This window comes from Clostridium sp. AM34-11AC, from assembly GCF_003435375.1.
In the GTDB taxonomy this organism is placed as follows: domain Bacteria; phylum Bacillota; class Clostridia; order Lachnospirales; family Lachnospiraceae; genus Pilosibacter; species Pilosibacter fragilis.
Genome location: NZ_QWGL01000007.1, coordinates 116070 through 127713, shown reverse-complemented (window position 1 = coordinate 127713; position 11644 = coordinate 116070). Strand labels below are relative to the sequence as shown.

Sequence of the window (11644 nt, the reverse complement as noted above, 5' to 3'; positions counted from 1 at the left end):
GAATATAAATTTTTACTGACAACTACCTTGACAATCAGCGAAAGGCGGATCAACATGCAGAAATACTCATGAATTCTAATCGAAAGATATTGTATGGAACATAATTCAGCAAAAAGCCGCAGGTTGCAAAAGCTGGTTGAAATGTCATATGATTTAAGAGCTGTGGGAGCGTCTGGAAGGAATCCCGGATGGCTGTGCGGAATGTTTTCCGTTTGAAATAATAGATGAACTGAAAAGGGAATATTTGGGAAAGGTTTGATAATTGATCTCAAATTCCGCAGATATGCGGCGCTGTATTTGGCGCGGGGCGGAGGGCAAGAGGACCGATAAAGCAGGAGTTTCCTGCCCTATCGGTCAGATTTTTGTACATTTCGACTACCGCTCCAGCCGATCCCAATCCACTTCTCCGAGCTGTGTGTCCAGCCATTTCTCATAGCTTTCTTCAGTAAACGGTCCATGCTTATCGACATAATCGTAAGTAATATTCAGGAATTCATCGATACTTTGAAAGGGGACGGGACGATTGTAGAAAATTTCGGCATACGTATCATATTGCTCCAGCCCGGTGAGGATCGTATTGGCGATATCCGCCTGGAATGTCAGGATATTTCTTTCTAAGTCTGCTGCTTTGTCCGCAGCTTCCGAAGTGTTGAAATCTGTTTTCTCAGAGGATTGTATGCCCTTGGCTCTGCCGGGGGCTTTTTCTTTTATCAGAGCTGCTTTTTGGACGGCCTCCTGTGCTTCATCAGGGTCTTCATCGAGGAGAGAGGAAAGCTCCAGACAAAGCAGAGAAAGCAGTTCCTGCCGTTCTGATCGTGTTTTTACGCCATTGATCCAGTATGTACAAAGCCATTCCATATACAGATCAGGATAGAAGAAATAGTATTCGATATGGTTGTAGGTTCTGGTGTAGGTCCAGACTACCTTCATAACCTCCTCGGGGAGATGATTTCTCAATTTATCCCAAAGAAGCTGGACAAAATGAGTGATCAGTGCCAGATCTTTCTCGGCCAGATACTCATTATAAAAATCTTCATCGTCAAACCAGGAGGCATAATAATGGTCTTCGACGATTGCCTGCAGAGTGTACAGATAAAAGATAGCCCAGGGATAGAGGACTTCAACATTAAAATAGAGGTTTCCGGACTTATATTTATTGCGTTCTTTCTGAAGGGACTGACTGTCAACGGAAAAGATGCAGGATGCCAGCTGCCCTATATTTTCGTAGTTATTATCGACGGATTCAATATTTCGATCTCCCTGATAGGCATGGCGGATATCGTAGCAGAGCCCGAGAATATTTTCGTAACAGGAAGAGGATTCGACATCATCCTGATGTGCAAAGTAGAAACGAAGGTAATCGCTGAGCGCACTGTGAAGCGCGTTCAGATCCTCATAATCCCCGTGTATTCAATGTGAACTTTCTAAAATATTAACGTTCATTCTGGAATATACTTGTTTTAAGCTATTTGCAGTATGCTTGAAAGTGTTTTTGAAAGTTGATTAACTCTCAAATTTTTTATTGCTGGTGGGACTTTTTGTAGTAAAGATCAAGCGTAAGCGTTTACAAATAAAATGTGTGCCTAAAAATTTTGGGGCTAGGATGGTGAGGTGAGGGGCGGACATTGTTGCACACTCCAGGGACAAATTATATAATGATTTTAGAAAGCGTTTGAAGAAGAGCGAGGAAACAGATACTAAGTATAAAAATAAATAATCGAAGAGCAGAAGTGAGGATGAGTCTATGAATAATAATAGTAAGGAAGAGCTGAAAGCGGATCTGTATATGCTTTCGTGCATTAGAAAAATTGAGAAAGTATTTTCCTGTCGGCTTATGGATGTAACTGCGGGAAAGGAAATGAATTTAATCGACTTCTTCTTGTGCCTTGCGAAGAAAAATTACTTATCGGAGAGTGTGCTGCCTCTGCTGAATATAAAGTTAATGTAGCTTGTAAAAACAACAGTGCCTTGCAGTGATGATACTGAGAGCATAGCGAGAGAAAAAATTCTTATGCGTGCGAAAACTTGTGCGCTGGCAGCAGAACTTCAAAAAATGGTGGAACATGTTCCGGCAGTTGAAGAGTGGAGAAGGATAAAAATGAGTTTATGGAGATTCGGGAGGTGAAATGGTAACAAAAGAAAGTAAAAAACTTCAATTTTTTTCCATTTTTTCGTCACAAATCCAATTTTATTACGTTTATATTAGTAGAACATGTTGATCAGACCGGAATTTTTCCGAAAAAACGTGGTCGTTTGCCAGAGAAATGAGCTGAAAACGGAAAACGGAAAACGGCAGACGGCGGCAGAACTTTGGTGAAATTCTGGTTAAAACCCTAAAGAACCGGAATACAGGTTTATTTGAACCGATAGGCGGATGTGGTCCTACGAATATGACGAATGGAGGAGGAATGAATATGGTCGTGTCAAAGAATTACAAAATCAAAGAGCAGAATGGAATGTATTATATTGTTCCGTCAAGCGTTCCGGGATGCCCGCAGTGCGGTGGAGAGATGAAGATCCGTGACAGCAAGAGGCGGAAGGTGATTTTTGCGGATGGTACGGTGGATACATTTGTTTTGCGGCGATACAAGTGTACGGTGTGTGGGCGTGTTCATCTGGAACTCCCGGACATTATGGTTCCTCATAAGCATTATTCGAGGTCGGCGATCATCGATACGATAAATGGTGAGAGAAACTGTTCCGCGGAGCAGTCGACGATTTACCGCTGGAACCGGGAAAAGATGCAGCTTGAACGTCTGCTGGTTCAGGTGGAAGATAAGAGTCCGGAAGCAAAGCGGACTGACGGCGATAATAACTGCAGGTGCGCAGGAAATTAAATATGAAAAAGCGGCAGGTGAAATACCTGCAAAAGGGGAAATGAAAAAGCGGCAGGTGAAATATCCGAAAAGGGGAAATGAAAAAGCGGCAGGTGAACTGCCTGTAAAGGGGAAAATGAAAAAGCAGCAGGCGGATGCCTGTAATTTGTGTGATCAGTGATTATGATGGCCGGTCAGTCAGAAATGGCTGACTGGCGTTTTTGATTGCCATGTATCCGAAAAAATGTCAGAAGAAGATTCTGTCAGTTCATAGAAAACAATGATTGAAACAGAGCACAGAATCCGTGCATAAGCTGAAAAATTGGCCATTCGCGCGTCGCATACCTGACCGTGACCGAACGTGGAACATATATAGTCCGAATATGGGCAATATACAAATAGTGTCAATGTATGTTATATAGAAGACATCAGAGTAACGGTTTGTCAGATTCGCGGATATTTTGCGGGCTGAAAAGTGTGTTGGGCTGATATGCACGGAGGATAAAATGATAAGTTACAATCGCTTGTGGGAGACCATGGAGAAGAGAAAGATCAGTCAATATCGGTTGATCAAGGAGTTTGGCTTAAGCTCCGGCCAGATGAGCCGTCTGAAGAAGAATACATATGTTTCGACGCATACGTTGGAGACGCTCTGCCGGATCCTGGACTGCCGGATCGAGGATGTGATGGAGGTTTCTTTCGAGGACGAGGAGAAGGAAAATAAGGCGAATTGACACTGATCTTTACCGGAAAAGAGTTCCGATAAAGACCAGATATTTTTACGATTCTTTTTCCACGCGGTCAAATGAGATGCGGACGATGTCCGCAACGCTGCAGTTTAAGATCCAGCACAGAGTTTCCAGAGTATGTGTGGATACATGTTCATTTTTACGGATCCGATGGAGCTGGCCGGAGCTGAAATGATAGCTGCGGATCAGGCGGTACTGGTTGATGCCTTTTGACTTTAAGGTGTTCCAGAGCGGGCTGTAATCGATCATGAGAAACGCCTCCTTTCCTTATATAATGCGGCAGAAGTTCTGCCATAGTAAAGAATAAAAGATATTTAGGGGAATTTGTGGAAATATAAGGAAAAACAGGTCGAATCTTGCGGATGTTGGCAGGAAATACAAATGAGAAAATAGAAAATGTATCGCTGGTGAGCAGGCGTGGAAACCGAAAGAGAAGAATTTAGGCGGTTTCTGCCGGATTACGAGTCTATGGATTGAACGGGTCAGCCTGGAATGTCCTGGAAATAACGGCGAGAGATGAGACAAAGGAGAAAACGGTATGGTTAAATATACAAGGTTATGGGAGACAATGCAGAGAAAAGGCATCAGCCAGTATCGCCTGATCAAGACATATGGAATCAGCAATGGTCAGTTGAACAGGCTGCGGAAGAATTTATATATTTCGACGCATACCGTGGAGACTTTATGCAGAATTCTGGACTGCCGCGTGGAGGATGTGATGGAGATCGTGTTCGATGAGAGCGACGAGCTTTTATGGTCTCCGGGACTGGAAGAGGAGCGGCAGAAGCAGGAGGAGCTGGAGAAGAAAAAGAAGAGGCAGGGACAGTAAAGATCCTGTGTGGCAAAATTTGGTGCATAACAGATTGCGGAAATGCAGCTGTTTGCGATATCGTGAGCAGAATCCGGCTGTGAAACAGAAAAATGAAGTGCGGCGGTACCTGAAATAAGTTGCCAATATTCTTTTTAACAGGTATACTGGATAGGAATGCATGATTTCGTTATAGAACATTCGTGAAAAACCTGTTATCGGCAGGTTTTGCGGATGAGGTCTGCACATTTGCCGCGCTGACCATGATAGAACGCAGGCGTGCAGGAAATAATAGAGAATATCGGAGGAACTTAAAGATGACAGGACGCAATGTTGGAAAGACATGCCGCACACATTACAGAGGAACTTTTAACGATGGTACGCAGTTTGACTCTTCCTACGACCGCGGCGAGCCGTTAGAGTTCGTATGCGGCGCTGGTCAGATGATCAAGGGATTTGACACGGCAGTTGCAGATATGGAAGTCGGTGAGATCAAGGAGATCCACCTGATGCCGGAGGAGGCTTACGGAATGCCGAATCCGAATATGATCCTCACACTCGAGATCGCGAATCTCCCGGGTTCCGAGGATCTTGAGGTCGGACAGCAGGTATACCTCACAAACCAGAGCGGCCAGCCGTTCCCGGTGAAAGTTACCGCGAAGGACGAGAAGATGATCACTCTTGACGCGAATCATGAGATGGCGGGGAAAGAGCTGAACTTCAAGATTGAACTGGTTGAAGTAAAATAGGAATAATCCCGACATCTTTTCCACATACTACCCATAAGTCACACGATATGGAAGCAGTGGTATGCAGGAGGAATAGACGTTATGAAAGCTACGGGAATTGTAAGAAGAATTGATGACCTCGGACGTGTGGTGGTGCCGAAGGAGATCAGGCGGACACTTCGTTTGCGCGAAGGAACGCCATTAGAGATCTTCACGGACCGCGAGGGGGAGATCATTCTGAAAAAGTACTCGCCGATGATGGAGCTAAATGCGTTTGCGGGGCAGTATGCGGACGCGATGGCGCAGTCGACAGGGCTTATGGTCTGCATCACGGACCGGGACCAGGTGGTTGCGGCGGCCGGTGGGGCGAAAAAGGACTTTTTCCAGAAGCCTATCAGCCGGGCGCTTGAGCATGTGATCCAGGAGCGGATGACGGTGCAGGCGGGAAAGGATGAGCGGGCGTTCACGCCTGTGACGGACGATGACAGCGAGGGAATCACTGCGCAGGTGATCACTCCGATCATCTGTGAAGGTGACGCGATCGGGTCGGTCATTGTGATGAGCAGGGAGCCGAGGGCGAAGTTCGCGGATGCAGAGGTGCGTTTGGCAGCGACGGCGGCGGGATTCCTGGGACGGCAGATGGAGAGCTGAGAATTGAGGCTGGGCGAGATTTGAAACAGCAGTAAAAATGTTGAGAAAATATGCCTGGTAAGATAAAAAACGAAAAAAGTCCACATGATGATATTTTAGAAGAGATCACTTCAATAAATATTATCATGTGGACTTTGACTTTTATTTACAACGAATCAAAAAACGATCGTAACTGTTCAGTAGGTCTGCGCACTTGCTGCGCTGACCGTAAGAAAACATAGGCTGGAGGGCAAAAATCCCATCAGCGAAGCTGATCTGGAATGGATTTTTGCGTGTAACTATGAAGGTACTGAATAGTTACAAACGATCTAAATAAAAGGCATTATGCAAATGCACATTTCTAATTGCCATGCATCCGGAAGAAGCTGCCGGTGGCGGTTCCGCAGGTGAACAGTGTATCCAGACTATGTTCATGCGGGTAGACTTTTCGGATTCTGACATTCGTTATACACGTAATTATTCGGTCTACGCTAGTTTGGGCTGAAAGAACTTTATTTCCCAGCCTGCTTCTTCGAATTCCCATAGATATACACCATGATCGAAGCAATCGCAACCAATGCGCCGCCGAGGATCGAGGTGGATTTTAAAGGCTCGCCGAGGATCGCTGCGCCGAGAACGATGCTGAACAGGATTCCGGAGTAGTTGTAGATACTGATCTCGGATGCCGGGGCGAAGCGGTAAGCGTAGGTGATGAATACCTGGCCCAGGGAGCCGAAGAGGCTGATCAGCATGAGCAGCATAAACTGGCGCGGGTCCGGCATAACGAAATTGCTGATGACGAACGGCAGGGAACCGAACACGCTGAAGGTTGAAAAGTGCATGATAACGGTGATTCCGTCGACTTTTCCCTTAAAGTAGCCGAGAAACGTGTACGCAACGCCGGATGTGATGGCGGAGAGCAGCGCGACTACCAGCGGAAATGGGTCGGACTGGAAGCTCGGACGGAATACGATGAATGCGCCGATAACGGACAGTGCCAGCGCCGGGATCTGGATCGGGGAAAGCTTCTCCTTCATAAACACAGCCGCCAGCAGTGTGACAAAGATCGGGGAGAGCTTATTTAATACGGTGACATCTCCCTGTGCAGCATGGCTGGAGGCGTAGAACAGCGTGATCAGGCCCAGAAATCCGAAGAAAGAGCGGCCGAACAGGTACGGCTGGTATTTTTTCGGGCCGTAGTAGGAACCACGTTTTTTACGGATGATGAAAAAGGAAACGATCAGGATGAAGAGATTGCGGACGCAGATCTGCTCCATCGTTGGAATTTCGCGGCTCATACGGACAACGACCTGCATGGAGGCGAAAGAAAGCGCGGACAGGATCATAAAGAGGATGCCCTTTTGTTTTTGTGTGATATTCATGATGTCCTCCTGTGAAATTGTAATCGAGGAATAGCTCAATTAGAGTGATGATATGTCAAAAGACACGACAATTAAGAGTATAACTTTTTTTCATGGAATCGTCAATTGGTGCAAATATGTAGAAAAAATAAAAGATTTCAGGAGGACAAGTGGAGTATGTTTGGTGCGGATTAAATTGGAACAAATGGACGGTGATGGATTGCAGTTAAAAAACAGAATGCATATTGCCAGAGAAATAGAATCCAGTTACAATGATAGTAGAAAATAGTATTTAAAACTGTTGGCGGAGAGCGTAGGCGGAACCGACGGGGAGAGGACCGGGCGATCGTCAGAGGCTCGAAACAGCAGAAAAATGAATGAAAACGGATAAGGTGAGGAAATACTATGTATACATTCGAGGACTTAAAGCAGATCATGAAGACACTGCGTGCGGAGGATGGCTGTCCATGGGACCGGGCGCAGGATCATGACACGTTGAAAAAGCATCTCGTGGAGGAATGCGCGGAGGTGCTGGAGGCGATCGATGCTCATGACACGGAAAATCTCTGCGAGGAGCTGGGGGATGTCCTGTTCCAGGTCATGTTCCACAGTGAGATCGAGGCGGAGCAGGGAAATTTTACCGTGGATGATGTGGTGAACGGCATCTGCGAGAAGATGATCCGCCGCCATCCACGGGTCTTCGGAGGCGAGATTCCGGAGGTGGAGAACGAGAAGGACCTCTGGGAAGCGATCAAGAAACAGGAGCGGGAGGAAAAGAAAAAACGGGCCGCCGCACATTGATGAAAAGTGCGCAAAAACACGGCAAAAACGGGCAAAAATCCTTGACAAAGAATGCAGAAACATATATAAATGTAAGAGTGCAATGCAAAGGTCCTTCGGGCAGGCTTTGTCCGCAGGTTTGAAATGAATTTTAGGAGGAAATAAAACAAATGAACAAGACAGAATTAATCGCAGCAGTTGCTGAGCAGGCAGAACTCTCCAAGAAAGATGCTGAGAAGGCACTGAAGGCTTTCACAGATGTTATTGCAGCAGAGTTAGTTAAAGGTGAGAAGGTACAGTTAGTTGGCTTCGGTACATTCGAGGTATCCGAGAGAGAGGCTAGAGAGGGAAGAAACCCGCTTACAGGCGAGAAGATCACGATCGCAGCTTCCAAGAACCCGAAATTCAAAGCTGGTAAGGCTTTAAAGGATATGGTTAACGCTTAATTCTGTTTAGAATGATAAAAGTGGCTGTGTAGGCAGCACGTGTTTGGATCCCCTCCGTGATATGCGTATTGCGGAGGGGGAAATTGTTTCCGGGGTTCGCCTGGACAGGCGGGCAGCAGGAAGTCCGGCGGCGATGGTGCCGCAGAAAAGGAGCAAGTTATGCGTTTAGACAAATATCTGAAGGTATCCCGTATCATCAAGCGCAGAACCGTGGCAAACGAGGCGTGCGACAGCGGCCGTGTGATGCTGAACGATAAGATTGCGAGAGCCAGCGCGGAAGTTAAGGTCGGAGATGTGATTGAGGTGGCATTTGGAACAAAAGCCGTCAAGGTCCGTGTGACGAGCGTGCAGGAGACGATCCGCAAGGAAGATACGAAGGAAATGTTTGAATATATTTAGGAAAAACCTCACAGTAAAAAACTGATGAGGTTTTTTATGTAAGGTGCGAGTTTCCGTTATGGCAAGTGTGATCGCATACTACATTTGCAAGTGGTTAGACGGAAACGACAGTGAAAAGTGAAAAACAGCATAAAAATTTTTTTACTTCATATATTTAAAACATATTTACATATACAGGAGGTTTTTATGGAAGAGAATCCGGGAATGGCGCATAAGATCGTTTTGAATAATCGGAATCTGGGAAATCTCACGGGGATCCTGGATGTGATCTCCTTTGACGAGAACACCATCGTGCTGGACACGGACATGGGACTTCTGACCATCAAGGGAAAAGACCTCCATGTAAACCGGCTGAGTCTGGAAAAAGGTGAGATCGATATTGAGGGCAGGACGGACAGCCTTGTGTATTCGGCGGGCGGCGGCGCGAAGAGCGGGGAATCATTTTTTGCAAAATTATTTAAGTAGTGGAAAAGCAGTGATGAAAGAGTTCATGAGGAAAAATCCAGGTAACCGCAGAAAATAGATCATGTGACGAAAAATGAGACCATGAAAGAGAAAATAAGCAGGAAATTTAAACTCGGAGGTGCCTTGTGAGTCCCTATCTTACTCTGGAAGTCCGCCTGGTTGGCATGAGTACGGTGCTCGGCTTTATTTTGATGGCGAGTTATGACTTTTTGCGGCTATTCCGCTTTTTTGTTCCCCATGGGCGGCTGTGGACGGGGATCGAGGATTTTTTTTACTGGATCTATGCGGCTGTCATGACGTTTCTTCTGCTGTTTTACGAGAACAGCGGTATTGTTCGGGCGTACATCATTGCGTGTGTGTTTTTCGGCATGATTTTTTATGATAAAATCATTAGCCGGAATGTGTTTCAGCTATTGAAAAAGCTGAAAAAATGGTATAAGATTAAAAGATAGAATCGTTTTGTTGGTTAGAACGGGAGGGAAAATCCAGAAGGAAGCGAGAAATCATGGGAGAAAACCGGAACAGACGAAATAAAAGAAAATCGAAAAACAGTCTGAGCAACCGGATGGCGTTAATTGGAATCACGGTGGTCGTAGCGAGTCTTGCTGTGGTAGTCCATATCGGCGGCGCTTCCCTGAGAGAACGCGATCTGGAATATCAGGCGCGGGAACAGGCGCTTGAGAAGTCCCTCGCGAAGGAAGAGGCGAGAGCCGCGGAACTCGAGGAGTACCGCGTGTATGTTCAGACGAAGCAGTATATTGAGAAGGTCGCGAAAGAGAAACTGGGGCTTGTAAATAAGGATGAAATTCTGTTTAAGGCCGATGAATCAAGCTAGGGCGAATCATGTCACTAACTTTTAAAAATTAAATACGGGAATCCGACAAATATTTCCCGCCTGCCTGCATATAATAAAATGGCGTATTCTGCGCCGTTAAAGCTGGTCATGGAGATCGGAACGGTCTTTGTGACAGGGTACGCAGGTTAGGAGGGATTTTTGTGTTTGGAAATCGTGAGGTACATAGAAAGCTGTCCGGGACCAGGAGCTATGCGGCGGGGCGGCTTGCGGAGATATCTGAGTCATTAGGACAGCTTGCGAAGGTTATGAAAAATTCCGGCGAAGATCCCGGACTTTCCAGGGAGGACGGGATCGCGGCACTGGAATCGGCGGCGTCCATGGTCTGCGGGAGCTGCGACCGCTGTGGCATGAAACAGGAATGCCTGGAGGATCAGGACGGGGAGAACTATTTTCTCTATTATCTGCTTCGCTCTTTCGAGAAAAAGGGCGCTCTGGAATATCCGGACATGCCCAGGGAGTTCCTGGACCGGTGCCGGAAGAAAACGGATTATCTGCGGGAATTAAATAGAAGTCTTGGGCGGTCCACGATGAATCTCGCCTGGAAGAACCGGTTTCTGGAGAGCAGGGACGCGGTCATGCTGCAGTTTGAGGAGATGGCGGGGATCCTGGGGGAGTTCTCCGGGCAGATGGAGCAGGCGGCGGATGTGACGGAGGCGCTGGTTCCGGCGGTGCGGGCGGCATTTCGGAAACGGCGGATCGCCCTGGAGGACATGCTCGTTTTGAAATATGGGGATGGACGCCGGGAGGCATTCCTCACGGCACGGACAGGAAACGGACGGTGTGTGACCGTGAAGGACATGGCGGCGTTGTTTGGACAGGCTGTGGGGGCGGAATTTATCCCGGCGAGGAATGGGAAGACGCTGGTCACGAGAAAATCGTCCATGGTGCGTCTCATCGAAAAGGGAAGCTACCGGATCCTGTTTGGATGTGCGAAGACCCCGAAAGAGGGGGAAGAAGTCTCCGGTGATAATTATATGTTCCGGAACACGCTGCCGGGGCAGGTGGCGTTGAGTCTCTCCGACGGAATGGGGAGCGGACCGGCGGCTGGGGCTGACAGCGAGCAGGTCATGGAGTTGGCGGAGCAGCTTCTGGATACGGGATTTTCGGCGCGGTCTACGTTAAAGCTCATCAACACGGTGCTCCTGCTGAATGGCATGGGTGACCGGCCGGCGACGATGGATCTGGGACTTGTGAACCTCTATACGGGGGTGCTGGAGATGATGAAGCTCGGGGCGGCGGCATCGTTTTTACTGCCGGACCGTCGGGGCGGCGGCGAGGCGGAGGTCCTGGAGTCAGAAACAGTCCCGGCGGGAGTGCTGAATCCCGTGGAACCGGTGATGATATCGAGGAAGCTGTGGGACGGAGATAAGATCATTATGGTCAGCGACGGAGTCCTGGATGCTATGCCGGGAGTGGAGAAGGAGAAAGCGTTCCGGGAATTTCTGGATGGTCTGCCCGACGCGGGGGTGCAGGAGACGGCGGAGATGATCTTGACGTTTGCATTGTCGTTTGAGGGAGAGCCGCGGGATGATATGACGGTGCTGGTGGGCGGAATATACGGGTAAAGGTAATCACAAACGCACAAAGATTTTAGATATCACTACAG

16 protein-coding genes are annotated in these 11644 nt (G+C 47.5%); 13 read left to right on the top strand and 3 right to left on the bottom strand.

All coding sequences use genetic code 11. The features are described 5' to 3' along the window. Positions 1 to 375 precede the first annotated feature (375 nt). Entirely contained in the window at positions 376 to 930 is a 555-nt protein-coding gene (locus tag DW826_RS06880) for a hypothetical protein (RefSeq protein ID WP_117552382.1), read from the bottom strand. Between DW826_RS06880 and DW826_RS06875 the strand changes: the two genes are divergently transcribed. From DW826_RS06875 to DW826_RS06860, 3 genes are all read left to right on the top strand, one after another. Next, entirely contained in the window at positions 892 to 1419 is a 528-nt protein-coding gene (locus DW826_RS06875) for a hypothetical protein (RefSeq protein WP_117504291.1), read from the top strand. The genes DW826_RS06880 and DW826_RS06875 overlap by 39 nt on opposite strands. 995 nt (positions 1420 to 2414) lie before the next feature. Then, on the top strand, positions 2415 to 2837 hold the full coding sequence (locus tag DW826_RS06865; RefSeq protein ID WP_015552333.1) for a DUF6431 domain-containing protein: 423 nt from the start codon (positions 2415 to 2417) through the stop codon (positions 2835 to 2837). A 485-nt stretch (positions 2838 to 3322) separates the two neighbouring features. Further along, positions 3323 to 3550 (top strand): helix-turn-helix transcriptional regulator, encoded by a 228-nt coding sequence (locus tag DW826_RS06860; RefSeq protein ID WP_117470870.1) that lies wholly within the window; start codon positions 3323 to 3325, stop codon positions 3548 to 3550. A gap of 45 nt (positions 3551 to 3595) precedes the next feature. On the opposite strand, the gene DW826_RS06855 is transcribed toward DW826_RS06860, so the two are convergent. Continuing rightward, entirely contained in the window at positions 3596 to 3814 is a 219-nt protein-coding gene (locus DW826_RS06855; RefSeq protein ID WP_117552381.1) for a helix-turn-helix transcriptional regulator, read from the bottom strand. Between the two features lie 289 nt (positions 3815 to 4103). On the opposite strand from DW826_RS06855, the gene DW826_RS06850 reads away from it, so the two are divergent. The 3 genes from DW826_RS06850 to spoVT all read left to right on the top strand — a co-directional run bounded on the left by DW826_RS06850 (position 4104) and on the right by spoVT (position 5752). After that, positions 4104 to 4394: a helix-turn-helix transcriptional regulator gene (locus DW826_RS06850; RefSeq protein WP_015552337.1), complete on the top strand. Its 291-nt coding sequence runs from the start codon at positions 4104 to 4106 to the stop codon at positions 4392 to 4394. Between the two features lie 296 nt (positions 4395 to 4690). Then, entirely contained in the window at positions 4691 to 5122 is a 432-nt protein-coding gene (locus DW826_RS06845; protein WP_117552380.1) for a peptidylprolyl isomerase, read from the top strand. An 81-nt stretch (positions 5123 to 5203) separates the two neighbouring features. Further along, positions 5204 to 5752, top strand: coding sequence for a stage V sporulation protein T (gene spoVT, locus DW826_RS06840; RefSeq protein ID WP_015552339.1), 549 nt, complete (start codon positions 5204 to 5206; stop codon positions 5750 to 5752). Positions 5753 to 6243: 491 nt separating this feature from the next. Here the strand turns inward: spoVT and DW826_RS06835 are convergent, their stop codons facing one another. Then, positions 6244 to 7113 (bottom strand): DMT family transporter, encoded by an 870-nt coding sequence (locus tag DW826_RS06835; RefSeq protein ID WP_117483467.1) that lies wholly within the window; start codon positions 7111 to 7113, stop codon positions 6244 to 6246. A 384-nt stretch (positions 7114 to 7497) separates the two neighbouring features. Between DW826_RS06835 and DW826_RS06830 the strand changes: the two genes are divergently transcribed. The 7 genes from DW826_RS06830 (at position 7498) to DW826_RS06800 (ending at position 11603) form a co-directional block, all read left to right on the top strand. Then, a complete protein-coding gene (locus DW826_RS06830) occupies positions 7498 to 7893 on the top strand; it encodes a MazG nucleotide pyrophosphohydrolase domain-containing protein (RefSeq protein WP_015552341.1) in 396 nt (131 codons plus the stop codon). A gap of 149 nt (positions 7894 to 8042) precedes the next feature. After that, positions 8043 to 8318, top strand: a complete 276-nt coding sequence (locus DW826_RS06825) for an HU family DNA-binding protein (RefSeq protein ID WP_015552342.1) — start codon at positions 8043 to 8045, stop codon at positions 8316 to 8318. Positions 8319 to 8477: 159 nt separating this feature from the next. Further along, positions 8478 to 8717 carry an RNA-binding S4 domain-containing protein gene (locus tag DW826_RS06820; RefSeq protein ID WP_015552343.1) on the top strand — a complete coding sequence of 80 codons (240 nt, stop codon included), beginning with the start codon at positions 8478 to 8480 and terminating at the stop codon, positions 8715 to 8717. 186 nt (positions 8718 to 8903) lie between these two features. After that, positions 8904 to 9182: a sporulation protein YabP gene (yabP, locus tag DW826_RS06815; protein WP_117552379.1), complete on the top strand. Its 279-nt coding sequence runs from the start codon at positions 8904 to 8906 to the stop codon at positions 9180 to 9182. 125 nt (positions 9183 to 9307) lie between these two features. Then, the gene (gene yabQ / locus DW826_RS06810; protein WP_242990631.1) at positions 9308 to 9634 is read left to right on the top strand and encodes a spore cortex biosynthesis protein YabQ; all 327 of its coding nucleotides are present in this window, start codon (positions 9308 to 9310) and stop codon (positions 9632 to 9634) included. Between the two features lie 53 nt (positions 9635 to 9687). Beyond that, positions 9688 to 10017, top strand: coding sequence for a septum formation initiator family protein (locus tag DW826_RS06805; RefSeq protein WP_015552345.1), 330 nt, complete (start codon positions 9688 to 9690; stop codon positions 10015 to 10017). A gap of 161 nt (positions 10018 to 10178) precedes the next feature. Continuing rightward, complete coding sequence (locus DW826_RS06800; RefSeq protein WP_117552378.1) at positions 10179 to 11603, top strand: SpoIIE family protein phosphatase; 1425 nt, start codon at positions 10179 to 10181, stop codon at positions 11601 to 11603. Positions 11604 to 11644 lie beyond the last annotated feature (41 nt).